Annotated in this window: 22 protein-coding genes and 1 tRNA gene; 9 read left to right on the forward strand and 14 right to left on the reverse strand. The window is 47.2% G+C overall.

Going from position 1 to position 26,276, the window contains the following annotated elements; genetic code table 11:
* Positions 1 to 17: 17 nt before the first annotated feature.
* The gene (locus NIES2104_RS23615; protein ID WP_059000691.1) at positions 18 to 1,679 is read left to right on the forward strand and encodes a transglutaminase family protein; all 1,662 of its coding nucleotides are present in this window, start codon (positions 18 to 20) and stop codon (positions 1,677 to 1,679) included.
* Here the strand turns inward: NIES2104_RS23615 and NIES2104_RS23620 are convergent, their stop codons facing one another.
* Positions 1,680 to 2,546 (reverse strand): phosphodiester glycosidase family protein, encoded by an 867-nt coding sequence (locus NIES2104_RS23620; protein WP_263971021.1) that lies wholly within the window; start codon positions 2,544 to 2,546, stop codon positions 1,680 to 1,682.
* 85 nt (positions 2,547 to 2,631) lie between these two features.
* On the opposite strand from NIES2104_RS23620, the gene NIES2104_RS23625 reads away from it, so the two are divergent.
* From NIES2104_RS23625 to NIES2104_RS23635, 3 genes are read left to right on the forward strand one after another with little or no spacing between them, the layout of a single operon-like run.
* Positions 2,632 to 3,543 (forward strand): pentapeptide repeat-containing protein, encoded by a 912-nt coding sequence (locus NIES2104_RS23625; RefSeq protein WP_059000693.1) that lies wholly within the window; start codon positions 2,632 to 2,634, stop codon positions 3,541 to 3,543.
* Between the two features lie 25 nt (positions 3,544 to 3,568).
* Positions 3,569 to 3,853, forward strand: coding sequence for a hypothetical protein (locus NIES2104_RS23630; RefSeq protein WP_059000694.1), 285 nt, complete (start codon positions 3,569 to 3,571; stop codon positions 3,851 to 3,853).
* Positions 3,854 to 3,882: 29 nt separating this feature from the next.
* Positions 3,883 to 4,506 (forward strand): hypothetical protein, encoded by a 624-nt coding sequence (locus tag NIES2104_RS23635; protein ID WP_059000695.1) that lies wholly within the window; start codon positions 3,883 to 3,885, stop codon positions 4,504 to 4,506.
* Here NIES2104_RS23635 and NIES2104_RS23640 read toward each other — a convergent pair.
* Entirely contained in the window at positions 4,503 to 5,276 is a 774-nt protein-coding gene (locus NIES2104_RS23640; RefSeq protein ID WP_059000696.1) for an ABC transporter permease, read from the reverse strand. The genes NIES2104_RS23635 and NIES2104_RS23640 overlap by 4 nt on opposite strands.
* Positions 5,277 to 6,185, reverse strand: a complete 909-nt coding sequence (locus tag NIES2104_RS23645) for an ABC transporter ATP-binding protein (protein WP_059000697.1) — start codon at positions 6,183 to 6,185, stop codon at positions 5,277 to 5,279.
* A 199-nt stretch (positions 6,186 to 6,384) separates the two neighbouring features.
* Here NIES2104_RS23645 and NIES2104_RS23650 point away from each other — a divergent pair, with 199 nt between their 5' ends.
* Positions 6,385 to 6,921 (forward strand): phycobiliprotein lyase, encoded by a 537-nt coding sequence (locus NIES2104_RS23650; protein WP_059000698.1) that lies wholly within the window; start codon positions 6,385 to 6,387, stop codon positions 6,919 to 6,921.
* A 128-nt stretch (positions 6,922 to 7,049) separates the two neighbouring features.
* Complete coding sequence (locus NIES2104_RS23655) at positions 7,050 to 7,295, forward strand: hypothetical protein (protein WP_059000699.1); 246 nt, start codon at positions 7,050 to 7,052, stop codon at positions 7,293 to 7,295.
* Positions 7,296 to 7,389: 94 nt separating this feature from the next.
* Here the strand turns inward: NIES2104_RS23655 and NIES2104_RS23660 are convergent.
* From NIES2104_RS23660 to NIES2104_RS23700, 9 genes are all read right to left on the reverse strand, one after another.
* Positions 7,390 to 7,471, reverse strand: a tRNA-Leu gene (locus tag NIES2104_RS23660).
* 63 nt (positions 7,472 to 7,534) lie between these two features.
* Positions 7,535 to 7,870, reverse strand: coding sequence for a hypothetical protein (locus NIES2104_RS23665; RefSeq protein WP_339375199.1), 336 nt, complete (start codon positions 7,868 to 7,870; stop codon positions 7,535 to 7,537).
* A 63-nt stretch (positions 7,871 to 7,933) separates the two neighbouring features.
* Positions 7,934 to 9,418 (reverse strand): 2-succinylbenzoate--CoA ligase, encoded by a 1,485-nt coding sequence (locus NIES2104_RS23670; RefSeq protein WP_059000700.1) that lies wholly within the window; start codon positions 9,416 to 9,418, stop codon positions 7,934 to 7,936.
* The gene (locus NIES2104_RS23675; protein ID WP_059000701.1) at positions 9,403 to 10,335 is read right to left on the reverse strand and encodes an o-succinylbenzoate synthase; all 933 of its coding nucleotides are present in this window, start codon (positions 10,333 to 10,335) and stop codon (positions 9,403 to 9,405) included. The genes NIES2104_RS23670 and NIES2104_RS23675 overlap by 16 nt, the downstream gene beginning before the upstream one ends.
* The gene (menA, locus tag NIES2104_RS23680; protein ID WP_059000702.1) at positions 10,332 to 11,231 is read right to left on the reverse strand and encodes a 2-carboxy-1,4-naphthoquinone phytyltransferase; all 900 of its coding nucleotides are present in this window, start codon (positions 11,229 to 11,231) and stop codon (positions 10,332 to 10,334) included. The genes NIES2104_RS23675 and menA overlap by 4 nt, the downstream gene beginning before the upstream one ends.
* Positions 11,232 to 11,334: 103 nt before the next feature.
* The gene (tpiA, locus tag NIES2104_RS23685) at positions 11,335 to 12,060 is read right to left on the reverse strand and encodes a triose-phosphate isomerase (RefSeq protein WP_059002038.1); all 726 of its coding nucleotides are present in this window, start codon (positions 12,058 to 12,060) and stop codon (positions 11,335 to 11,337) included.
* Between the two features lie 114 nt (positions 12,061 to 12,174).
* On the reverse strand, positions 12,175 to 14,445 hold the full coding sequence (locus NIES2104_RS23690; RefSeq protein ID WP_059000703.1) for an FG-GAP-like repeat-containing protein: 2,271 nt from the start codon (positions 14,443 to 14,445) through the stop codon (positions 12,175 to 12,177).
* Positions 14,446 to 14,828: 383 nt separating this feature from the next.
* Positions 14,829 to 15,629 carry an SWIM zinc finger family protein gene (locus NIES2104_RS23695; RefSeq protein ID WP_059000704.1) on the reverse strand — a complete coding sequence of 267 codons (801 nt, stop codon included), beginning with the start codon at positions 15,627 to 15,629 and terminating at the stop codon, positions 14,829 to 14,831.
* A gap of 4 nt (positions 15,630 to 15,633) precedes the next feature.
* Positions 15,634 to 18,702 carry a DEAD/DEAH box helicase gene (locus tag NIES2104_RS23700; RefSeq protein ID WP_059000705.1) on the reverse strand — a complete coding sequence of 1,023 codons (3,069 nt, stop codon included), beginning with the start codon at positions 18,700 to 18,702 and terminating at the stop codon, positions 15,634 to 15,636.
* A 355-nt stretch (positions 18,703 to 19,057) separates the two neighbouring features.
* Here NIES2104_RS23700 and NIES2104_RS23705 point away from each other — a divergent pair, with 355 nt between their 5' ends.
* Entirely contained in the window at positions 19,058 to 21,208 is a 2,151-nt protein-coding gene (locus tag NIES2104_RS23705) for a polyribonucleotide nucleotidyltransferase (RefSeq protein WP_059000706.1), read from the forward strand.
* Between the two features lie 199 nt (positions 21,209 to 21,407).
* Here the strand turns inward: NIES2104_RS23705 and NIES2104_RS23715 are convergent, their stop codons facing one another.
* Complete coding sequence (locus NIES2104_RS23715) at positions 21,408 to 22,094, reverse strand: Nif3-like dinuclear metal center hexameric protein (RefSeq protein WP_059000708.1); 687 nt, start codon at positions 22,092 to 22,094, stop codon at positions 21,408 to 21,410.
* Positions 22,091 to 23,641: a metallophosphoesterase gene (locus tag NIES2104_RS23720; RefSeq protein WP_263971022.1), complete on the reverse strand. Its 1,551-nt coding sequence runs from the start codon at positions 23,639 to 23,641 to the stop codon at positions 22,091 to 22,093. The genes NIES2104_RS23715 and NIES2104_RS23720 overlap by 4 nt, the downstream gene beginning before the upstream one ends.
* Positions 23,642 to 23,947: 306 nt before the next feature.
* Between NIES2104_RS23720 and NIES2104_RS23725 the strand changes: the two genes are divergently transcribed.
* Positions 23,948 to 25,666: an iron uptake porin gene (locus NIES2104_RS23725; RefSeq protein WP_059000709.1), complete on the forward strand. Its 1,719-nt coding sequence runs from the start codon at positions 23,948 to 23,950 to the stop codon at positions 25,664 to 25,666.
* A 135-nt stretch (positions 25,667 to 25,801) separates the two neighbouring features.
* Positions 25,802 to 26,248 carry an Rrf2 family transcriptional regulator gene (locus NIES2104_RS23730; RefSeq protein WP_059000710.1) on the forward strand — a complete coding sequence of 149 codons (447 nt, stop codon included), beginning with the start codon at positions 25,802 to 25,804 and terminating at the stop codon, positions 26,246 to 26,248.
* Positions 26,249 to 26,276: the final 28 nt, after the last annotated feature.

Genomic DNA, 26,276 nt, shown 5'->3' on the forward strand with positions numbered 1-26,276 from the left:
GGCGATTGATACTCTGAATGTTTGACTCTGGCAATTCCGTCTTGACAAAACCACGATCGATTCGACCGATCGGAGCCTATGCGCTTTATGGTTTAGCTGTTTGGTACGATCGCATTGTGGCACTCGATACGGTGCGCGGCTTCCTGCTGCAAATCAATCCAACCAATGACAATACGATCGTGCTCAATCCCTGTCACACCGATCAGTTCATTGATGCGAAAGGCTTTGCGATTTGGGAAGATACGATTTGGTTTACAAAAGACAATAGCGTTTACTTCTGTACGTTTGATCAATTAGAGCCGCAGTTATTCATCTCTCTGCCTTATGATGCCGATGGTGTTGGCGTTTGGAATTCTACGATTTATGTGACTTCTCAAAAGTTAGGCTATATCGTCATTTACGAGCGGCAAACCAAACGGAAGATTACTCAATTTCCATTGCCCGGAGTGGGACCCACGAATCTGACAATCCGTGGAGAAGAATTGTGGTTATGCGATCGCATTGAAGAAACCGTCTATTGTCTTGATCGTGCAACCGGAGAACTTCAGTTTAGTATGCTGACTCCATTTGTGAATCCAACCGCGATCGCTTTCCTGAACGAACCAAATACAGATCAATCAACGCTGTATGTATCGTATTCAGGCGAGGAAGCTTACATCCGCGACAATCCAAATGCTGATCCGAATTTAGAGTTAACGTATCGCGATCGTACTTTTATTCATCCGCTGTATTTTCGCTATTATCCTGAAGAGCGCTACACGTTATCGAGCGGCTATTTACTCGAAATGTCATACGTTGAGGAATTACTACCGCTCGATGAAGTGGAAGTTCAGGATTTAGAATGGCGCATTGCACTACCGACAGAAACACATCGTCAAAAGATCCGCAGTGTCGAATCGATCGGGCTTCCGTTTACTGAAGAGATCCAAGAAGGTCAACGAGTCGCCGTGTTCAAATTTCCTTCGCTTAAGTCTCAAGAGCGACACGTTTTCGGCTGGAAAGCTCTGATCGAAGTTCGAGGCATTAAATATCAATTTGACTTTGATGATGTCGATAAAGCTCCGCCGCTGACTTCTGAATTTCGCGATCGCTATCTGGTCGATGATGATGAATTAGCGATGGATACTCCTGCCATTCAGCAAGCGGCAAAAGAAGCGATCGGAACCGAGACGAATCTACTGAGGAAAATGCTCAAGATTCGGAATTATGTTTACGATCGTTTATCCTACGGCATTAAACCGCACATTGATTCACCTGATGTTGTGCTTGAGCGCGGAACTGGATCTTGTGGTGAATACGTCGGTGTGTTGTTAGCGTTGGCGCGATTGAATGGCATTGCGTGTCGAACGGTTGGACGATATAAATGTCCGGCATTTGCCGATCGTCAAAATGTGCCGCTCGAACCCGATTACAATCACGTTTGGATTGAGTTCTACGTTCCCGGATATGGTTGGTTGCCGATGGAATCCAACCCCGATGACATTGTTGAACGCGGACCGTATCCGACGCGGTTCTTCATGGGCTTACCTTGGTATCATGCCGAAATTGGTAAAGGGATTTCATTTGAATCGTTGAGGCAGAACGGCGTTCCGTTAGGGGATGTGATGGATATCTCGATCGGGGATCTCGCACTCAATCACATTCGATTCATGATTCTTGAAGAACTACCACCGTTATAGTTAGTTCTTTGGCGCAAAGAATCCCAACTGAGCCGCGATCGGGCGTTCCCGCATCGGAATTCTTGATTGAATCGGAGCATTGAGCACCTTTGCGCCAGTTGGTGTCTGAACTGCCAACGTCACTGATCCGCCACCGTCCAGGTTCAGAGCAGTTTCAGCACCTAATCTCTCCAGATACTCTGACATTTCCACATAGGTTAATCCCTCGCTGTACTGCAACTGTTTGCCATCGACCAGGATGAGCCAAAGTGTTTTGCCGGATTTATCGATCGCAATCACCGTTCGAGAATAGGGCTTATCTTTGGGCGCAATGTGCGGCGGTGGCGGTACAGGTTTTCCATCTTTCATCAAGAAATCATTGCCTGCTACCGCTTGCTCAGTTTCCTTGGGACAAAATCCACTTTGCTCAAATCGCACCCGATTCTGCGGCAGAAAACAGACCGTTGACCAGCCTGCCTGCGGTGGCGAGTAGGTATTTCCGTTTGAAGTGACTTGTCCTAGATTGTTCACAGATTGACCGATGTGCGGGTAAAAATCCCAGGGCGTTTCTTCACGAAAGGGATTGAAAAAATTCGCGTTAATTCCAATTTGAAGATCAAATTCATCCACGAATTCGGTCACAGTTCGGGCAACGGTTTCTAAACCTCTCGGAGACAGAGCAACAACACCGGGAGTCACAAAAGGACGAATACCAGGAGTCGCAAGATCGATCGCGATTTGATGTACCATCAGCGGACGCGGATCAGATAAAGCTTTCCGTTCGTATACGATTCCCGGAAACAACGATCGCATTTCATCGGTTCGGGGCGGTCGAGAAAATTGCGATCGACTATAAAGCGCGATTGGAATCATCAGCAGAACCAACACAAACAGACTCACTATTTTTCTAAAATTTGCTCGATCGCGTTGCAGCATCGCTATAACTTAAGTGTGCGCGACAGTTTTCCTGAGTATGACCCATTTTATTAATCGTGATCTAAGAAATCGATCGTTTCGGAAAAAGAATTTTGCATTAACGAATTTTCGCGGTGCAGATATTCGCGGCTGTGATTTTACAGGTGCAATCCTCAGCGGCTCTGATTTTGCAAATGTGAAAGCAGGCTTATCGATGCGGCAGAAAATTTATTTAGGAGTGTTGATTAGCGCGATTCTCCTGTTTGCTGGGGATGTGATGGCGCGATTGTTCTTTAACACGATCGGGCAATCGCCTTTAGATTTCACCACCCCGTACGTTCCCCTGTTTTATGGACTGGTGAATCTAGCTGGAATCACTTCTGCGATCGCTGCACTTAATCCCAAAACTAACTTAGGCAGAATTCTGACGATCGCAACAGGTGTCTTAATCGGTGCGATCTTAGGATTTGGGGTTGGATTCTTTTATCCTGGATTGCTATCACACGTCATCTTTCCACCCAATCGATTCATTCCCAGTAACCAAGAATGGTTCAATCAGATTCTGTCGTTTCTCGACGAGCGAAATACAACCGTTGCAGGCTTCATCGCAGTATTCGGTGCCGCAATCATGTTACTGTTTTCGCGCAGTCAAAGACGTAACAGTTTCAAAGTTGGGGTGAGTGTTTTAGGAGCGATCGCGAGTTACGTTGCGACATTTTTTTGGGTGACGATCGCGAATGCGTTCCTGATAAATCAAAATTCTACACTTGGCATTGTATTTAGCGTTGTTGCAATTATTTATCTAGCATTAACATTTATATCCATCAACCGAATCATCTATGAATTACAACATGCAATCGGAACTTCGTTTCGTGGGGCAGAACTGACTCATGCTAGATTCGAGTATGCAGATTTACGAAATACGGACTTTTCTCAAGCGATCGGATTTTCACCGTATGAGATAAAGTAAGAAAATTCAATCTCCACATTGAACAATGGAACTTTTGCTTTTAGCGGCTTCTATCATCATTACAGGTATGGTTTTCCTCTGGCTTGTACGGGTAATCAAAGCCACCTTGAGAACTGCTTTATTGATTGCCGCGATCGTCTTTGCACTGCAATTTTTTGGCATCGGCAGCGATCGTATATTGGCTCAAATGCAGCAAATCTTTCAGTCTCTTTGGCGTTTGATTCCTGGACAGCAATCTTTTAATCTCGATCGCGCAGTGTATCAAATCACTCAGGCTGCACAGTCTATCTTAGAACAATTTTCGAGCTAGAACTGACTAGAAGATCGTCTTTTCAAACCATGATTCAAGCAATCTCTAAACAAATCAATAACCTGAACCAAGTTCGTGAGAAATTCGGATTGCAGCGGACACAGAGCGACCAATTTTTTACAGAATGGACAGAGCATTTACCCGGACTGTCATCTGCTGAAAAAGAGCGACTCGACCAAATTAAGCAGCGCTATGAATATCAGCGATCGAATAATCGTCTACTTGAAGAAACAATCAAATTGCTCGTTGTTTCTCCGCTGTTGGATCTTGCTGGATTCTATGAACCGCCTTTTCAACTGAGTACTGAAACTCCAGTCAGCTTCGAGCTAGAAGATAGACAAGAAATATTACAAGGGCAAATAGATATTCTTGTGCTGCAACAACGATTCTGGGTACTTGTCATCGAAGCGAAACATACCAAGATCGAAATCGAAGTTGGGATTCCACAAATGCTGACTGATATGATGGGAAATCCGAATCCCGATCGCGCTGTTTTTGGACTGGTCACAAACGGGGTCAGCTTCGCTTTTGCAAAAACACGCCAACAAGAATATGACTTGTCACGAGTCTACTCATTGTTGCCGTGTCGGAATGAATTGTATGAAGTGCTGCAAATTCTCAAAACGATTGGTTCAGCGATTCAGCCCGATTAATACCCGCCCAACTTGCCGCGTCGTTTGGTTTCGCGTTCTGACCAGCGAAACAGCACCATCCCGATCGCGAAATACACAATCCCGTTCAAAAACGCCGCACCAAGCGCGACCCAATCTAATCCCGACTGCCGCGCCATCAAATCCCGCATCACGCCCGCGCCCGTCGTCATCGGAATCAAATATCCCAAATATCGCTGCAAACCTGTCCAAGTCTCAGTTGGAATCGTCAACACAAACAGCAATGAGAAGTTAAGAATTCCGGCAAGCTGTTGAGCGGTTTTAAAGATCAGAGTGAGACTCCCGATCGCGAATGCTAACCCATACGCACCCAGAATCACAGTGATTAATGGCAGAACTAATACTGGAGAAAAAGCAAGCCATCTTCCAGTGATTGCCATGATGAATAGAAGTACGATTCCAATCACAACAAATTGAAAAACAAGATCAGAAACGGCTCTCAGTAGTAAAGTCTTTCTAACATTGAACGGCGAAATGAATAATTGCTCTAACGTTCCGACCTGTGCTTCTCGCTGCAACGTTGCATTCACACCATTCATGATGAAAATGATCAGCGACCATAAAATATAGCCAACAATTACAGCATCTAAGCGATCGCCAAATCGAACCGTTCCACCTGCAATATATCCAACGCTGAGAAATAGTCCATAAAAGGTCACGGTCAACGCAATCACACCACCAAAAATCTCATGTGCGTACCGTTTATACTGAATCCAACTCCATTTGAGTTGTGCCAAAAATAATTCAAACATCTATTTCTTCACCAACTTCAAGAACACATCGACCAAATTCGCCTGATCCTTTTCGACTCGGATGATCGTCATCGGCTTCAGAATTTCTAACGCTTGATACAGCCATTCAGTTTGTCGAACAAAAACCGTTTTGCCTTCGATCGCAGCATCGATCGCGCTTAATTTACTGATGCGATCGCTGTCTAATTCCTGCTCTAAGTCAATCCGATAAGCATCTCCAGAAAACTGCTGAATCAATGTCTCTGTTCGCTCTTGAACAACAATTTCACCTTGCTTGATAATGGCAACGCGATCGGATAACTCCTCAGCAATATCTAATTGGTGCGTGGTTAACAAAATTGCCCGTCCTTCTGAAGCAATTTCTCGCACAAGTCGTTTCACTGTTTGAGTCGCTTCCACATCCAAACCTAATGTCGGTTCATCAAGTAAAAGTAACTGCGGTTCGTGAATCAGTGCAACTGCGATCGCTAACTTCTGCTGCATTCCGCGAGAAAGATTTTGCACGATCGTATTGCGTTTCGGGATTAATTCAAATCGCTCTAACAAACTCTTGGCTCGTTGTCGTGCGACATAGCCACTCAATCCCCGCAGCACCCCAAAATACTCTAAATTCTCCTCCGGAGTGAGTCGCCAATAGACATTTCGATTGCCTTCGAGAACGGCTCCGACTGACTTGAGCGCGATCGAATGACGATGCGGATCGCGTCCGGCAATTCTCACCTGTCCTCGATCGGGCAAAATCAACCCCGCAATCATCTTAATCGTGGTCGTTTTCCCCGCTCCATTCGCACCCAAAAACGCCAACACCTCGCAGTTAGCGATATTAAATGAAACATTTCTCACTGCCTCAACGGTCTTTCCCCCGCTTCGGTACGTCTTTTGTAACTGCTCAACTTCTAGAACTTGCATCAATCTACACACTGCAAACTGTTTCCATGATGACAGACCGACTCTTCTATCTGTGGTCTGTTGCTCATCGCCTCATTTCTCAGTATATTAAAATTTGTTAACTTGTTCTTGATTAATTCCTAGGGAAGTGTTTCAAACTCCATCTTCCAACGTATAAATTTTGTAGCTACTATTTACTCTCTCGAAGGAGCGGTGTTCTGTGACTGTATCTGTACTTTCCTCCAAAGCGGACGACCAGTTGATTGCAGCATTTTTCCAGCAATCCGAAGGGCAATGGCGATCGGAGCGTCGCTATTACACACTGCCTGACGGTGAAGCAAAGGAAATGGTCAGCCTCATTACCATCCAGTTTTTGGAGCAAGGCTCACCTGAATTGATCGAACTTGCACGCCTGCATGGACTCGAAGACGAAACTTCGATGACCTGTGGTGCAGCCGTGACTTGGGACAGCGAGAATACCGTCTCCGGTCGCACAGAATCCAAAGGATCGACTTTGTTTGGCGTAATTGGCTCGGTGTTGTATCGCGATCGCGGTTTCGCCACGTCCAAACCTGTAACCGCAGGCTTCTACTTCAACAACCCCGATACGCTCTGCCTCAGAACCGAATACAAAGGCTCAGTGTTTGAAGAAGAGTTAAAACTCATCGGTGGCAAATATCGGACTCGTCAAACAATCATTTCTCGCGCTGGCGAACAACAAATGATCGGACAGTACCTCGAAAAACGGATTGCTTAAGCAGTTCAGCAAAAGTAAAGAGCGTTTTTCTCAGCGAAAGGGATGTAGTTTGCATCCCTTTTTGACGTTTTAGGCTCCTTTAGTGCAATAACAGCTACAGTGAAATTAGCTTCAATCCAAACGCAGCGATGAAAACAATCGAAACGATCATCACTATTACCCCAAACCAGGAATTCAAGATTCAGCTACCTGAGAATTTACCTGTTGGAACGTTCAAAGTACTGCTCGTGATTGATGAAGCATCTGTTATTCCGACTGAACAAACTGAAGCAATCTCGTTTTTAGAAGCGGCTGGAGATTTGATCGGATCTCTAGAAGGATTGCCCTCTGATTTATCGACGAACAAAAGCTACTTTAAGGGATTTGGTCAGTGATAAAACGTCCCTTGTTGTTAGATACAGGCGTTTTAGTTGCATTATTGAGTCAGTCTGACCAGTTTCACCAACGGGCGATCAAAGCGGTTAAAAATGCGGATGAAAGGACTTGAACCTTCACTTCTTGCGAAACCAGAACCTAAATCTGGCGCGTCTACCAATTCCGCCACATCCGCGAACGATATTCATCATAACAGGAGAAAGGAGAATTGCTTCATCCTTTCTCCGGGGATTTCGAGTTAGGGCAGACTGCCGAGACTGAGGGGGATAAGATTGCCTTCGACGGTAAAGCCGAGCAGCATCGGTTCTCCAGAATGAATCGGTTTTCCAGTGAGGGCGCAGCGATCGTCGGTTTGAGCCGTTGCGGACAGAGTTGCTCGGACATCGGCGGCTGAAAGTTCGGGGGAATAGCTGCCCGATCGCTGTTGCACATAGTTCCACAAAATATCGCGAATGAGCGCTTGATAGCCTTGATTGCCGGAAAGTGCTTTAAGCTCCTCCTTCAACTCACGTTCTAAACGGATGCTCGTCACTTCCATTTCCGTTGTGCTGGTGCGAGTTAAGGTGTGCATCATGAGTCTCCTTAGATAAAGTGGACAGGTTTATAATACAAGTGTAGTATGTGTGCCCGTCAACTGTCACAGATGTTCGGATAATTTGATGATTTCTTCGATGCGATCGCGAATAATTTTTCCCTGAGCCGTTCGCGGAATTTGGTTGACTTTGATCCAGCGCTTCGGATGTTTGAAGGAGGCGAGACGCGATCGCAGTTCGGTTTTAATCTGGTCGATCGTAATCGTTTCTTCACCCGGCACAAAAATCGCTGTAACGCTTTGCCCCCAGACTGGATCGAGCGTTCCTAAAACGTGAATATCTTGAATTAAATTAGTCGATCGTACTGCTGCTTCAACTTCGGACGGGAAAATATTTTCACCACCGCTGATGATTTTATTGCTGGCGCGTCCGATTAGGTGCAGGAATTGTCGATCGTCAAAATAGCCCAAGTCATCGGGATCAAACGTCGGCTCAGGTAAAAAATTTGGATAGTAACCAAGCATGAGTGATTTTGCTTGAATCCTCAGTTTTTGATTGGCGATCCGGGACGGATCAGCTTTGCTGCACGTAATCTCCGCATGAGGCAGAACGCGCCCACAGCCTTCGATGCCGCTCAAGAAATCCGCAGGTTTGAGGGTGGCAATTTGAGAAGCGGTTTCCGTCATGCCGTAGGTTGGGGCGATCGGTAAGTTTCTCGATCGAGCCTCTTCAAGCAAATCAGACCACGCAGGCGCACCCCCTAACAAGATTGTTTTGAATTTCGCTAACCAATCCGCATGATTCATCAATTGTTGTAGTTGAGTCGGAACCAGCGAAATGAAAAAGTCTTGAGGATCGAATTGAGTGTCTAAGGTTTTCCAGGATTGCGTGATGAATCTGCCATCGGTGAGGAACGATCGCATAAATTGCATCAGACCGCTGACGTGATAGAGCGGCAGAACACAGTAGGAATGAATGCGATCGGTTTCAAAATATTGGCGAAATCCTTGCACAGATGCGCTGAGTGTTTCCCAATTGTGCATGGCAAATCGAACGTTTCCCGATGTGCCACCTGTTGGAATCATGATCAAATTTGAAGCGAACAGATGACTACTGAGGTTCTGTGAAATTCTCCGCTCTAGTTCATCTTCAGTCCCCTTCAGTGGACTTCGCACTGTTAGCCCCGAATTCCATTCCGGGGCGGGTGAATGCGATAAACGATCCGTCTCAAACAACCCTGGAACCAATTCCAATGAACGATCGATCTCAAACAACCCCGGAACAGATTCCAACGAATGATCGATCTCAAACAACCCCTCAGATTCACCCCAAACCAAACTCGGTTTAACGAACTCCAAAACCTGCCGCCACTCAGACCCACCCCAATCGGGATTACATAAAAACACATGACACGGAGCCGAACAAGCCGCAACAAATCCCGCCAAAAACTGAACCGGATCGCGATCGCACAACACAACATTCGGCTTCTCAAACTCCAACACTTCCCGATACCGAAGTTTCGCCAACTTCACTAATCGATCGCGCTCAGCAAAATCAAACTTCGCTAACCGACTTAGAAGCTGTTCCATAACTTCTCAAAGTCTTCACTGTTCAACTCATCAAACCAATGATTTGTTCCATATCCCACGGCTCGTTTACTCAATTCTGCCGCAAGTTGCAATCCCATTTGTCGCCCGATCGCAGTTTCAAACACAGTCGAAAAAACGGTATCAATCTGATTTTGCTGACAGAATTCACGCAGCTTTGAAGGAAATCCAGCGATCGCAGGTTTAATCACAAAAATTCCGCGCCATCCTCGATCGTAACAATCTCGCAGTTGTTCCAGACTTGCAACCGATTCATCTAATGCGATCGAAGTTCGATATTGCTGACTCAATTTCAGCATTGTTTCAAATTGATCGACTGGCATTGGCTGCTCTATAAATTCAATGTTGTAAGAATCGCAAAACTCTAACCACTGATGCGTTTCAATTTCATTTAATCCCATGTTTGCATCAAGTCTAAGAATTGCTCCTTCTGGTAATTCGTTTAACAATGATTCAACCGTTGCAATTTCGATTTCGATTGGTGCAACTGCAATTTTCACTTTAAACGTTCGATACCTCTGCCCCCAAAGCAATTCCCAATCCTCTACTTTTCCCAATAATCCACTGTGTCTTTGCTCTTCAAAGTCCCCCACTCGTGAGGGATTTAGGGGGCTTTCCAGAGCAGTCTCAAATCCAAATTGACACGCCGGAAAAGAAATCGATCGAATCCACTCGAAATCGATCGTTTCTGGAGCATTTCGGCAAAATGCGATCGCATCCCCGATCGACTCTGACCCGAACCATTCAAGCGGCGCAATCTCTCCAAATCCAACGCGCCCAGATTCATCTTCCAATCGTACTAAAATCCCCTCTCGTACCACCCAAATGCCGTGATGTGTTTTGAGCGGTTGACGAAATTTTCGTTGATAAGGACGATACTCAAATCGAAACTTTGTCACGCTAAGAGAAATCCTAATCCAAACAGCAATCCATACCAGAAATGTAATTTGACGGCAATTAATCGACACCGTAAAAGTTTATGTGGCTGATCATACTGTGAACCAATCGTATGACATAACTGTTTCGCAATTGGAAGACTCAGTAGTGATAATAGAGTCCAGAACGGAAACACTTTCAGAATCACAAACAAAATCGTCAACGCGTAAAAGCTGCCACAAACCCACGGTAATAATTCAGCCGATCGCTTTGCTCCAAGTCTAACCACCGGAGATTTTTTCCCGATCGCCGCATCATCTTTCACTTGATTAAAATGCGAACAAAACAGGACTAAACTCGTTGCAATTCCGACCCCGATCGATGCCGCAAAATTCACATTCGACCAAGCTTGCGTCTGACTATAATAAGCCGCTCCAAACGCCAAAGGACCAAACGCCACAAAGCACAACAGCTCACCTAACCCTTTGTAGCTCAGTCGAAATGGAGGACCTTGATAGACATACCCGATCGCACAACACGCCAGAATCAACCCAATCACCGTAAAATCTCGTTGCCAAAGCGCGATCGACAAAATTCCCGCCAGTCCCGACAACAAGAAAAAATTCGCAATCCAAAACACAAGCGACTTATTTCCCGTGATATTCACCACCGAATTCGCTTTATTCACATCGACTCCCGTTTCCGAGTCGAACACATCATTGCTCAAATTTTCCCACGCCAAAATCAAGATCGCAGACACCAGAAACGTGAAGAAAATCACTGGATTGAGCGATCGAGTTTCCGCGTATGCCACCATCGACCCGACCCAAATCGGCATAATCGCCACACTATACATCGGGGGTTTAATCGCGGCGTACCATAATTTCTTTTTAGAAGACTCAACCGATCGCGGGGTCATCCAACTCGCTCCAACTGAAACACTGACGAACGCTCAGATTTCAGTGTCTCATTCGAGTTTGAGCAAAATTGCGATCGGTTATAGAAACGTTACAGATTCTGACCTACTGATAATTCACAATCCGCGCAAATCCTTTTGGATCAAGACTTGCGCCGCCCACTAATGCACCATCGATTTCCGGCTGCGCCATGATTTCATCCACGTTCTCAGGCTTCACCGAACCGCCATACTGAATCGTTACATTCGGATTCGTTAACTTGCTGCGAATCAAACCGATCACGCGATTTGCCTCGATCGATTCACACGTATCGCCTGTCCCGATCGCCCAAATCGGCTCATAAGCAATGACTAAATTCTCTTGGTCAACGCCTGCTAAACCCTTCTCTAACTGCTCAAAAATGACGGCTTCCGTTTCACCCGCATCCCGCTGCGCTTTACTTTCACCCACACAGAGAATCGGCTTCAATCCGGCTTTCTGAGCCGCTTTCAGGCGTAAATTGACCGTTTCATCCGTTTCACCGAAAAACTGTCGCCGTTCACTGTGTCCAATCACCACATAGCGCACGCTCAATTCCACCAGCATCGATGCAGAAATTTCGCCAGTAAATGCCCCTGATTCCGCCCAGTGAACATTCTGCGCCCCGACCTGAATCCGGCTTCCGTGCAAATTCTCTGACAACACTGCTAAATCGGTAAACGGCACACACAGCAAAATCTCTCGATCGTCCGGTGTCTCCTCCAACAGAGGCATAAATCCTTGCAAAAACTCCAGCGTTTCTGCCTGAGTTTTAAACATTTTCCAATTGCCAGCAATGATAATTTTTCGCACGGTCACTTAGCTTCAAACGGATAAATTGCATTCTCCAGTCTACGGCTTTGCGGGACAGTTTCGCGCAACCAAAGAATCGGAAGCCGTTCATTTTTGCTTCCGATTCACTGAATTCTAGAGCGCTAACGCTTTCGGACGAATCCGAATCTGCCACCCCGTATCAACCGTTGGAGTCGCTTCGCCTGCGGTAATCTCCGTACCATCGACTAACCAGATCGCATCTCCACCATTCACCCGATTCCGCCAAATCAGATCGGCTTTGTTATCGCGATTCGTGTCTCGTGCTGCGACGATTTCCCAGTTCACGTCGGCAACCGTCGGAATCAGCGCGCCAGTCGAAACTGTTGCACCATCCAGCAGCCAGATTGCATTTTCGCCCGATGTCCGATGCCGCCAGACAATATCGGCTTTTCCGTCTGCATTAAAGTCACAAACATCCGCAATCTGCCAGTTTGCATCTGGAGCCGACAGTAATCCTCCACCTGCAACCGTCGCACCGTCCATTAGCCAGACGACGGTTTGTCCAGAATTTCGCTGCCTCCAGATAATGTCCGCTTTACCGTCTCCGCTGGTATCGCGTGCCGCTACGAATTCCCAGTTTGGATCAGCCAGCGGAACGAGTGCACGTCCTTCACTCACGGTGCTGCCATTCATCAACCAAACAACAGAGCCACCAGAGTTAGAATTCCGCCATGCGACATCGGCTTTTCCGTCATTGTTGAAGTCTGCAAAATCAGAGATTTGCCAATCGGTCGAAACGACACCAATCGATCGTCCATCGATCACATTAAAGCTGTTCATCAACCAAACGACGTTATCACCCGATAAGCGATTTCTCCAGAAGATGTCAGCGGTTCCGTCATTGTTGAAGTCACGTGATCCAATCACTTGCCAGTTGGTATCTGCTACGGACGCAATGCTTTCGCCTCTCAAGACATTTTTGCCATCCATCAGCCAGAGCGAGTTACCTCCTGTGATGGAATTGCGCCAGAGCAAATCAGTTTTACCATCTGCGTTGAAATCGCGAGTGGAGACAATTTCCCAACCAGGATCGGTCGCTCCCGGAGCACTCCCATCTACCACCTTGGTGCCATCAATCAGCCAAATCGCGGTTTCATTTGAATTGACGTTTCGCCAGGGAATATCGACTTTGTTGTCGCCATTGAAATCAGGAATGGCACAATCGTTGTCGCTCATTCGGGTCAGCAAAACGTTTTTCGTTGAATTCTGAGGACTACGATCGGCATTTGTCGGAGTTCCAAGGCGAATCTCGATCGTTTTATCGCTCACGGTCGGAGAGTTAATTAGTCCAGTCAGTGTGACGCTGCCTGTAGTTTGTCCAGGTGCGATCGTAATTGAGCCTGGAATGTTGTAATCCGTTCCCCGAAGTGCCGTGCCCGTAAATTCCAGCGGAATCGTGACTGTTTGCGTGGTGGCGACATCGATCGTAGCTGTCACCTCAAACGTTCCCGTCGGCTTGATGACCCGCGTCGTTGAAGGAAATTCAACCAGCGGTCTGTACGGTCCGTCAAACGTGTTGATTTGCAGATTGTTGAGTTCGTGGAAGTTGGTGGAACCTCCGGTCGATGCTGCAAATCCAAACTTGAAGGTACCGGGTAAAGCTCCGTTGGTGGTCGTCACATTGAAATCTGAAATGACTCGCTCGTTCGAGGTCAGGGTGCCATCGCCGTTGAGATCGAATGAAACCGAGAGCAAGCCCGTATTAGATAAATCAACACCAACTCGCCGACGTGCTTCAGGGCGAGTCGTACTGGTTGAATCGATCGTAGCTCCGCCAGGAAGTCTGCCTGTGGTCGTGATGAATGGATAGTTTAATCCTTCTCGACCGCGAACGGTAATCGATTGAGGCACACGATCGGCACTGGCAATTCCACCTGATCCATATCGATTAACAGCGAAGTTGCCAAATTCATCGAAGCCAATACCCAAGTAACCTCCGACGATTCCTGGTCCGACTTCTCCCGGAGTAGAATTCGAGGAATATCCCAAACTGCCACCCACGCCGCCAGCCGTTGTAGGATTGGCGCTACCGTCGATTAGAAAGAAGCTAATTCCATCTGCTCCAGGACTACTGCCACCATAGGAATAAAGATCGAACTGGACGGAAAGACCCGATGCAGAGTTGAGGGGTTTGTCATAGATGACAAAGGAGCCTTGATTCTGAGTGTTGTTGGTGAGTCGGAGTGCACCATTACCAGGGGTATCTGTACCGCCGCCAGGGAGTCCACGAAATGAGGCGGAACTGCTACCGCGAGCAGTCAGAATCGGAGGAAGTGCAGTCGATCGACTGGTGCCAAAAATCCAATTGAATTGTTCGACATCTGCATTCCTAAAAGATTCAGTTAAAATCCGTTCTTGTACCATGATTTACTCAGAGCAAAAAGTTTCGTACCCTTTCTAATTACCATTCTTGTTGACTTTGCTCTACCGGGTTCCGTGAAAACCGCGTTGAATTTTCAAACAATCCATGCAGATGTAAGTATCACTTCATACACGCTTCACAGAGTCGAGAAATTCCCGAAACTGTGCTGCAAAATATGGATGATTCAGGTTTGAGAGAATAGACTGGATTCTGCTCTCAAAAGAATTTTAAGTACTACGGTATAAATCGCAGCACTGCTAAAAAATATCAAGCTAAACCAGTGATGTAGTTTCAAGAAAATATAGAGCCTTACTTATTCCTACTATTTTGATTCGCTAAAACTGCAACGTTTTCTTAATACAAAAACCATCAATTTTACGATCGATCATCCCCCGATCGCCATTGCCAATTTAACCGCTTCCATGCTGACCGTTTGATAAACCAATTTCAGCGTTTCCATCGCAACTTGGTTCGCAGGCGGTTCTACTTTGATGGGAAGTGCTCCGAGTACATCGAGCACCGTTTCACTACTGGGTGGCGGCGTAATCACAATGAGCGAAGGTTCGAGTTGCTCAGTGTAAATCCAGAATTGATCAGGATTGAGCGGTGTTGCAGGACGAACGATCGCACTTGTTGCAGTCGGTTCTTCTCCTGAGCTGCGAATTTGTCTCAGAGCATTGATGATTTCGTCTTTAGTGCGTCCACGCAGTTGAAAGATCACGAACGGATCTTCTCCGAATTGATCACCCAAAAGATAGTAAACAGCCCCGATGTGTTTACAAGGATTGGCTGGATCGGGACAACTACAGCGGCTATGAATGCTCGATTTGTCGAAGGGAAATAGGCTGAGTCCATTCGCGGTGAAGACATCTTGAATGTTTTGTGGCATTTCGCCTGCAAGCAGTTTGGCAGAAAAGATGGCTCGTTCTGCCATTGTTTCAATCACATAGCTCCATTCTTCATCGGTAAAGCGATCGAGCGAAAAGGTCACTTCATAAGGTTCAGGTGCCGTTCCTTGCACTTTCGCAGTTACTTTTGCACCTTTGAACTCGATGCTTAATACATTTCCTTGACGCGCATAGTTTCGCGCTCGTGCTAACCGCTGTGTGAATCCAATGCGTTCTAGAACTTCGATCCATTGTTCGACCCACCATTCGCGACTCGGTTGAGCATAAGCATCACTCATCGGTTTAGTCCTCAATCACTGCACTACGATCGAGCAAGAGCAAATCTCTTAACTGATCGGTATTCAAGTCTGTTAGCCAGTTTTCACCTGTCCCGACCACTTGTTCTGCTAATGCTTTTTTGCTCTCGATCATGTCGTGAATTCGTTCTTCTAAGGTTCCGGTACAGACGAATTTGTGCACTTGAACATTGCGCTGCTGACCAATGCGGAAAACGCGATCGGTTGCTTGATTTTCAACCGCTGGATTCCACCACCGATCGTAGTGAAACACATGATTCGCACGAGTAAGGTTTAATCCAACTCCGCCCGCTTTGAGTGACAGAATAAAAATTCTCGGAGCTTGCGGATCGTTTTGGAATCGATCGATCATTTCTTCGCGCTGTTTCTTCGGTGTGCTGCCATAAAGGAAAAGCGTTTCCCGTCCTAATTGTTGTTCCAAATGCGGTTTGAGCAGCTTACCCCACTCTGCAAATTGCGTGAAAATCAAAGCGCGATCGCCTTCTGAAACGGCTTCTTCTAACATTTCTTCAAGTCGTTGCAGTTTCACCGATCGATTAGATGGAATTGTTTCTTCTTTGTTAAATAATGCGGGATGATTGCAAATTTGTTTGAGCTTCGTGAGCAATGCAAGAATGATTCCTTTACGCTGAATGCCTTCTGCGGCTTCGATTTGGGCGAGAGATTGATCCACGATCGCTTGATACAATGCGGCTTGCTCAGCAGAAAGTCCACAGTAAACGGGCATTTCTTGCTTTTCGGGCAGATCTTGAATGATAGAGCGATCTGTTTTCAATCGGCGCAGAATGAACGGTTGGGTTAGAGATCGTAATGTTTGCAGCGAAGTAGTATCACCGTAACGCTCGATCGGAATCGCGAATCGTCTCTGGAAAAAGTTCTTCTGTCCTAAATAACCTGGATTGAGAAAATCGAGAATTGACCATAGTTCAGTTAACCGATTTTCGACAGGGGTTCCAGTCAGTGCAATTTTGAATTCTGCTTCTAATTCTCGAACAGCTTGGGATTGTTTAGCTTCTGAATTTTTGATGTTCTGTGCTTCGTCTAGTGCGATACCTTGCCAGCTAACAGAGGTAAGGGTTTTAACATCACGTTGAACAAGTGGATAGCTGGTGAGAACTAAACCGCAATTCGCGATCGCAGTTTGAAACGCTTTTCCCTGCAATCGTTTATCACCATGATGTATCAATACTTTAAGTGTTGGTGTAAACTTTTTAACTTCTCGCTCCCAATTGCCTAGAACTGAAGTTGGACAAACAAGAAGCGTTGGTTTCTCTAAAAGCTTTTGTTCTTTTAAATACATCAAGAATGCGAGAAATTGCGGAGTTTTTCCCAGTCCCATATCGTCCGCTAAACACGCTCCAAGCCCCCATTTTTCTAGAAATGCTAACCATGAAACGCCGCGTAATTGATATGGTCTGAGTTCGCCCTGAAACGCTTTGGGTGTTTTGATTTCTTCTGGTGTTCCAGTTCCGGTCAGTGTTGTAACTAACTCTTGTAGTGCGCCTGATGCCTCAAAGCTGACCACCGGAAGTTTCTCGATCGTTTGTGTATCCCCGGTACTAATCCGCAACGCATCTTCAAGCGATAGTGTTGTTTGATCTTTTCTCGCTGCAAAAAACGATTGCGCCGATCGAATATCGGATTGCCGCAGTTCGACCCATTCGCCGTTAATTTCAACTAAAGGTGAATTCTTAGCAACTAAGCGATCGAATTCTTTTTTACTGAGACTCTGACCGCCGATCGACAATTCCCATTCAAAATTCAATAGACTCTGCAATCCGAGCTTGCCCTTCTTCTGTTTAGTTGGCGTGGATGCTTTGATTCGCAAGCCTAATCGATTCGCCAGTCCGCCCCGATTTGCCAAACTCGGCGGCAGAAGTACCCCAATTCCACTATCTTGCAAGCGCCAAACCACATTCATCAGAAAGTCATAAGCCTGAGTGGGATCGAGTAAACAGGCTTGCGGTCGGGCTTCTTGCAGACTGGGTTCAATCAATGGATAAAGGCGCGATGCTAGTCCCAATCCCATCAATAATGTTTCTTGAGGTCGATCGATGATTCGTCCCTCGTGGTGCAATTGCTCAACAGCATTCCGCCAAATCATCGGAGCATTGATCGTGAACTCTGGATCATCGATCGCTTGCAATAAGTATTCAATCTTCCAGCTTTGGTAACTTTCAGCAGGTGGAATTAACTTCAAACAAGCTCGAAATTGTGCCTGACTTTTTTGCAGCGGTGCTTTCCAATTTGATAACGAGATCGACAACGTTTTCGAGTCGGTTTCATTCAACGTTGATGATTTCGTTCCGAGTCCTTGTATCCAGGTTTGCAGCAGGGATTGCGATCGCGGTAACGTGACTGATTTGCGAACTTGAGAATCAATCAATTGATTGAGAAAATCATTCAGCAGATCTTGAGGCTCGATCGGCAAATCAAGCGCAAATTCTTCGCCATTCTGATACAACCGACAAACTGAAGGCATTTGACGCACAAAATGACGCAATCGAGTTTGATCGGTTGAGCTGTCTAAGAGCGCTTCCCACTGAGCAAGATTAGGGAGAAACTTCGATCGAGCTAACAAATCCAACGCCCATCGCGCCCCATGTGACCAAAACCGCAAATCGCCGCCCATGAACGAATCATCGCCCAAAGCACCCAGCGGCAACGAGTTTAGAAATTCAAATGCTTCAGAAGGATTGAGCCAAAGCCCTTCCACCTTCCACGGATACAGCACCCATTCGGAAATCGGAGTTGCAGATAACTGGGGCGCTTCTCCGTCGATCGGTAACGCCAAAACTCGTGTCGTCGAATTCTCCAGCGTCGATGTGCTTTTTCGTCCCCGTTTTGGAGCTTCAGACTTCAATCCTGGCAATTTCAGCCCCAACGGTTCTAGAAATGCGAGAAGTTCCGTTTGATTCATCGCGTAGGGATGAAGCGGAACCGCTGGAGAAGCAGAGATCGATTCCAATCTGCGCCACATTTCTCCCCACAAAAACAAGCCGCCATTCTGCGACTCTGCTGCTTGCGCGAACCATCCACCGTGTAAAACTGCCATGCCAATCTACTCGAATAAAAGCAAATCTATCCAATTTTGGGCAAGCCACCTCTGATCTTCTGAGAAGTTGAATGATCTCGACCCAAATTTCTGTAAAACTTAATCCCACCGATCGCGCTTTTGATAACGCGAATTGAACAATCTTTCTAATTCGTGAAGCAACGTAACAAGCTGTATAAATCCTGCCGATTCATTTCATTCTATCGCGATCGCTCAAAGGATGATTTCCCTAGTCTCTCTGAGATTTCACGCCTTTTGTACTCTTCGAGTTCTAGAAATAAAAAAGCAGCAAAAAGTATATCAGTGCTACGATTGCAAGAAGCAGAAACAAAGAGAAGAAAGGAAAATATACTTCATGCAAGAGTTCGAGAAGTCAATATCCTTCGATGGAAGGGATATTCGACTCAAAGTAGGCTTGTTAGCACCCCAAGCTGGAGGAGCAGTTTTAATCGAGTCGGGAGATACGGCAGTTCTAGTGACTGCGACTCGTGCGAAAGCGAGAGAAGGGATCGATTTTCTCCCCTTGCTAGTCGATTATGAGGAACGCTTGTACGCAGCCGGACGCATTCCGGGCGGATTCCTCAAGCGCGAAGGTCGTCCCCCTGAAAAGGCAATCCTCACCAGCCGTTTGATTGATCGACCGATGCGCCCGTTGTTCCCCTCCTGGTTACGGGACGATATCCAAATCGTGGCAACCACGATGTCGATGGATGAACGAGTTCCGCCGGATGTGCTCGCGGTAACTGGAGCTTCGATCGCGGTTCTCCTCGCAAAGATTCCGTTTAATGGTCCGATGGCGGCAGTGCGCGTGGGATTAGTCGGAGACGATTTTGTCATTAATCCGACCTATAAAGAGATCGAATCCGGTGATTTAGATCTCGTTGTCGCAGGCTCTCCCAATGGCGTGATCATGGTCGAAGCAGGCGCAAATCAGCTTCCTGAAGCCGACATGATCGAAGCGATCGATTTCGGTTATGAAGCGGTGCGCGATTTGATTCAAGCTCAGCGCGATTTCATTCAGGAACTCGGAATCGAACTGGTGCAAGAAGCCGCCCCAGAAGTTGATCAAACGCTAGAAAACTTCATTCGCGATCGCGTTACTGCTCCAGTCAAAGAAATTCTGGCGCGACTGGAAAAAGATCGAACTGTTCGCGATGCTGCACTCGATGAAGTCAAAGCTTCACTCGTTGCCGCGATCGCAGAATTGCCCGACGACGATCCGGTCAAAGTCGCAGCGGCAGCCGATGCCAAAGCAGTGGGTAACACCTTCAAAGATGTGAACAAAACGCTGATGCGTCGTCAAGTCGTCGAGGACAATGTGCGGGTTGATGGTCGTCAGCTTGATGAAATTCGTCCGATTTCTTGTCGGGTCGGCGTTCTGCCGCAGCGCGTTCACGGGAGCGGGGTGTTTAATCGGGGACTGACTCAGGTTTTATCGATCGCAACGCTTGGCAGTCCGGGCGACGAGCAAGAAATGGATGATTTGCATCCCGACACCGAAAAACGCTACCTGCATCACTACAACTTCCCGCCCTTCTCGGTCGGTGAAACTCGTCCGATGCGATCGCCGGGTCGGCGCGAAGTCGGTCACGGTGCTTTAGCAGAACGCGCTCTAGTTCCAGTTCTACCACCAAAAGAACAGTTCCCTTACGTGATTCGAGTCGTCTCGGAAGTTTTATCTTCCAACGGTTCGACCTCGATGGGTTCCGTTTCTGGTTCGACGCTGGCACTGATGCACGCAGGCGTTCCGCTCGTCAAACCTGTAAGCGGTGCAGCGATGGGACTGATCAAAGAAGGCGAAGAAATTCGCATCCTCACAGACATTCAGGGGATTGAGGACTTCTTAGGCGACATGGATTTCAAAGTCGCAGGCACCGACACCGGAATCACAGCACTGCAACTCGATATGAAAATTTCTGGGTTGCCGATGAATGTGATTGCCGATGCGATTCACCGAGCAAAACCCGCCCGACTGCATATCTTGGGTAAGATGCTCGAAGCGATCGACCAACCGCGCCCCGAACTCTCTCCCTATGCGCCTCGCTTGTTGACGATTAAGATCGATTCGGATCAGATCGGCATGATCATCGGACCGGGTGGTAAAACGATCAAAGGCATCACCGAAGAAACCGGAGCCAAGATCGATATTGCTGAAGATGGAACGGTGACAATTAGCGCGATCGAAGGTGAGAAAGCGAAACGGGCAAAAGCAATCATCCAAGGCATGACGCGCAAGCTGAGTGCGGGTGATGTCTATGCGGGCAAAGTGACGCGAATTATTCCGATCGGTGCGTTTGTGGAGTTCTTGCCTGGAAAAGAAGGCATGATCCACATTTCGCAGTTGGCAGATCATCGAGTCGGTAAGGTTGAAGATGAGGTCACGGTGGGCGATGAAGTGGTCGTGAAGATCCGCGAAATCGATAACCGGGGTCGAGTGAATTTAACTCGATTGGGGATTCATCCAGACGAAGCTTCGGCAGCACGAGAAGCTGCGGCAGCGAAGTAAGGTGCTCTAACTCCTCTCTCTGCGGAAAGGGGAGCAAAAATTTTGGAAAGAGCGATCGTTGATTCAATTCGACGATCGCTTTGTTTTAACGTGAGTTGATGAATTTTTTCGCTGCGTTGTTTTCTCGCCCCGAATTTCATTCCGGGGCGAGACGGAATCGAAGCAAAAAAACTCGTCGAACTAACATTGTTCTAAAGATTCAAGCCGAAATCACTTGTAGCTTTGTCCAACGTTCTCGCAAGACTCCCGACAATGCTCTTAATCCCCAGTGTTCACATCGACGATGCCCGACTTCGATCACATTCATTCTGGTTTCTAACACTGCGGGTTTTGCAGAGACTCGAAATTGTCCAGTGATATAGAGGTCTGCACCTTGGTCTGCTGCCGATCGCACTAGTTCTTCATTCATTGCCCCTACGATCGCAATTTTGCTAATCTTTTCCCGATGAGCAATTGCAGGTTCATATCCACCAAAAATGTCTCGAACTTGTCCAGAATAGCGATCGAAACTCTGCAGCGGAATTTCTCCGATCATTCCAATCGATCGCCCTGCCTTTTCTCCAAAGGGTTGCACATTCCTGAGAGACAATACTTCTGCTAATCGTGGATTAAATCCCAATGTCAACCGTTCATCAAAGGCTAAATGATAGTAAGTCACACCGATATCGAGTTCAGGATCGAGTTGCCAAGGTCGATGAATAAATAAACTATCAATGCGATGATTCTTAATCCAGCGATCGACATTCGGAATCGGTTCTAACATCAATCCCAATCGTTGAATCAGTTGATCGCTTTGTCGATAAATTCCGCCTCGCTCATCTTCAGAGTATTGCTCCACTTGAAAAAAGCGATCGAGAAATTCAATCAATTCTTGCTGCCTCATCATCCAATCACAATGGGATCAAGTGCTCGATCGTGCCACTGTCGCTTCGACCATTCCGACACATAAGGGCGCAGAATCAACTTCACTGGATCGTCTGCGGTGACATCAATTCTTAGAAACGAATACGGTCGCTGCTTGTTGCTTCCTTGTCCGGTTCGCCCGACAAATAACTGTGATTTTGCAACAATCTTTTCCTCTAAACCATCCCGCTCTGTGATCTCTGCGCCTTCTTCTCGTTGTCGTCGCAAACTATAGCCACTTCCACCACACACAACCCAATTGATATTCGAGTCTGCATGTCCTGTGTCTACCGTTCTGAGGTACTCAAAACAATGAGCGTGACCGTTGAGCACGAGATCAACGATCGGGCGACCTTTGGGATCAATCTGCTTTACGACATCATCAAACACTTGCCGCAATCGATATCGAACGGCGAAAGTCTGCGCCTGATACCATTTCGTTGCCTCGGTCACATACGGCGGATGATGAAAATAAATGATTCGTCCTCGCACTTCAGGATCTTGCCAAGATTGAACTAATCGATCGCGTAACCAATCCAATTGCTCATAATCGACGGTCACATTTGCTGAAGGATTGAGCTGTTTCTCAATGTCGATCTGAATCTCCTCAAGCTGCTGCAACTTCACGCGAATATCATCCGCTTGATCTGATTGTTCTGGCTCAGATACATCCATTCGACCCATTTCTAACACTAGCTGTTGCTTCTCTTGTTCGATCGCGTCACGCTGCTCAATGAGTTTTTGTCGATCGCTTTGATCGGTCGAAGGCAAAACTGGCTCATTGATCGTATTAGAATCGAGTGCAAAGAAATCAATCCCACCATAGCGAAACGTGTAATACCGATTCGGCAGGCGCGTAAATGATCCCGGTTCGTACTTCAAACAGCGTCCGGTCGAAGTTTCTGCGGTGTAATGTTGATCCAGATGTGCCGCGAGTTTCCCTTGCTGATCTGCCGTCGAGAGCAGATCCATAAAAGCTTGAGCGAAAGCTCTTCCTTGATACGACCCATGAAAGCGAATATCGAAATCGATGCGCGATCGTAAAACTCGTCGAACCGGATAAGAAAGTTGTGCTAACACGCCGTAAAAAATCGGCAAATCATAATAATCATGATTTCCTAACACAGGTAGAAATGGCAGATTAAACACCATCTGATCAAATGTGATGTTCTTCGGGTTCTCGCCGCCTACAATGAATTCCCGATACGGCTCAATAAAATTCTGTGGGTAAAACTCGCTTGATCCCACCAAATACACCACGTCGCCAGTATGCAACACAAAGCGACACTCCTCACGATGCGGCAACATCTGTTCTGTGATTCTGCGCTGAGGAGAATGTCCTGGATGTCGTCCTGAGCCGCTATCGCCAATCACCAGAAACGAAAAGGCTTCTTGCTCTTTCGCGTCATCGATCGCTAATCGAGTCTGATCAATGCCACGATCGATCACTTTCGGATTGCGCCATCTCACTCGCTCCTGCATTTTCTCAATCTTGAGTGATGTCGCTGGATCTGAAACGAATCTCATCATGCGCGTCTAACCCTTCTTCACGAAACTGATTTTATCGATCGTGTGCGATCGATGGCATCGCCTTCAGAAAGATTTTGCCTCTGAGATTCGGCTGAACTCAATGAAGATTCTGTAAAGAAATTCATGTATTGCAGATCACAACAATCGACACAAGCCAATCGCATCCGTAGATTTATTTATGATTGAAATTTTCGATAGGTTCAGCCCAAAGATTGTACTAGACTATACTGTTGAAGACGTTGTACTCTGCCCTTAGAAGTAGACGCTTAACGTTCTTTACTCGATGGTGTGAATACGGAAGTGATCATGGCTAATCAATTGTTGAAATCGCTGCTGGTAAATCCAGTACTGCTCAGCGCAACGCTGACTGTCTCCGCTACGATCGGTGCTGCTGGACTGGTAAGCGCATCTGAAGTCAAAACTGAACCGACTCAAACAATTCCCTCTCTCGATCAGGTCAACGCTTACAGCAACGAAGGAACCGTCTCAGCAAATGACGCTGGACAAGTCACTTCAGTTTCTCAGCTTTCTGATGTCCGCCCGACCGATTGGGCATTCCAAGCACTTCAATCGCTGGTTGAGCGCTACGGCTGTATCGCGGGTTATCCCGATCGGACTTTCCGAGGCAACCGCGCTACAACTCGTTTTGAATTTGCGGCAGGTCTGAATGCGTGTCTCGATCGTGTCAACGAACTGATCGCAGCATCCACCGCAGACCTCGTTAAAAAAGAAGACTTAGCCACCCTGCAAAAACTGCAAGAGCAATTCGCAGCAGAACTGGCAACGATTCGCGGTCGCGTTGATTCGCTCGAAGCCCGCACCACGACTTTAGAGAAGCAACAATTCTCTACCACCACCAAACTGCAAGGGGAAGCAATCTTCGCAGTCTCTGGCGCACAAGGCGACTTCAAAGCAGTGGGAACGACTCCCGCTGGTGGAGCTGCGGCACCCTTCGGAGCAGGCACCGTAGACGATAACACCACCTTTAGCAACCGGGTTCGTCTGAGCCTGAGAACCAGCTTCACGGGTCAAGATACTTTAGTCACCCGGATTCAAGCTCGGAACATTACAGATTTCGGTGTTGGTAGCGCAGCGGCTCCAGGCGCAACCGGAACCAACATGGCTCGCTTATCCTTCGAGGGTGGCGGTGCCAGCGGTAACGCTGCGATCGTTGATAAATTGTTCTACCGCTTCCCGATCGGTCGTGGTGGAAACATCACCCTTGATGCGATCAACGGTGAGTTTTACAACAACGTCAACAACTTCAACCCCCTGTTGGCAAGTGATGGACAAGGCTCGATCTCGCGCTTTGGTCGCTTTAACCCGATCTACCGTCAAGGTGCTTCACCCGGTGTGGTCAGTGGTGCGGGTGTGACTGCAAACTTGCCTTTGGGTAATGCCTTCACCTTATCGCTCGGTTATATCGCCGATGAAGCTCAAGATCCCACGGGCGCTCGTGGTGTGTTCAATGGCTCGAATGCAGCACTCGCTCAGCTTGCGTTCCGATTCGCTCCGGGTGCAGAAGTCGGTTTCACCTACGTTCGCGGATACGATCGAGGCGGTAACGTCGCAACCACTTCCGCAACCGGTAGCCGTTTGTCCAACGCTCCGTTTGGTGGCGGTGTTGCGACCTCGACCGATAACTTCGGGATTCAAGGAAGCTTCCGCATCACGCCGAACTTCGTGTTATCGGGTTGGGGTGGTCTGACCAAAGCCAATGCGGAATCTGGAGTGTTGGCAGGTTCAGAAGCAGATATCTTGAACTGGGCAGTTTCGCTGGCGTTCCCTGACCTGGGTGGTAAGGGCAACTTGGCTGGGGTAATCTTCGGGATGCCGCCGAAAGTCACCAGCAGCGACTTGGCAGACGATCCGGATACCTCGTTCCACCTGGAAGGTCTGTACCGCTTGCGTTTGAACAACAACATTTCGATCACCCCTGGCATTATCGTGATCTTCAATCCTGAGCACAACAATGCCAATGACACTGTTTACGTCGGTACAATTCGGACGACTTTCTCGTTCTAATCGAATTTCAACTTGAATTATCAGCCTCGCAAGTTGCGGGGCTTTTTTTATGACGTTTAGAAAACCTACAAAACCCTAGTGAGAAACCGGAGTATACTAGAAGAAAGCCTGTTAACCTGATCCCAGAGAACGCCCGTGGAGATTTCCTGTAAGAGTGAGTACGCTCTATTAGCACTAATCGAACTCGCCGTCGTCTATGACAGCGGCGAACCCCTGCAAATTCGTCAAATCTCGGCTCAGCAAAACATTCCCGATCGCTATCTTGAACAATTGCTGGCAACGTTACGCCGCGGTGGAATTGTGCGATCGCAGCGGGGAGCCAAAGGCGGCTATCTCCTAGCGCGGGAACCCTGGAAAATCACCTTGTTCGATGTGTTAGCGTGTCTTGAAGGATTCGACCATCAGCCGATCGATCAGGAAACAGCTTTGAAATCTGGTAAAACCCTAGAAGGGTCAATTGTCTGTGAGATCTGGCAAGAGGCGAACGATGCGGCGAATTCGGTGTTTCAGAAATATACGCTGAAAGATCTGCGAGAACGCCGTGATGCCCGTCGTCAGCTTGATTTCATGTACTACATTTAGATTTCTCGATCGCGTTTTTTACCCCCAT

The sequence above is a fragment of the Leptolyngbya sp. NIES-2104 genome, assembly GCF_001485215.1.
Lineage (GTDB): Bacteria > Cyanobacteriota > Cyanobacteriia > Leptolyngbyales > Leptolyngbyaceae > Leptolyngbya.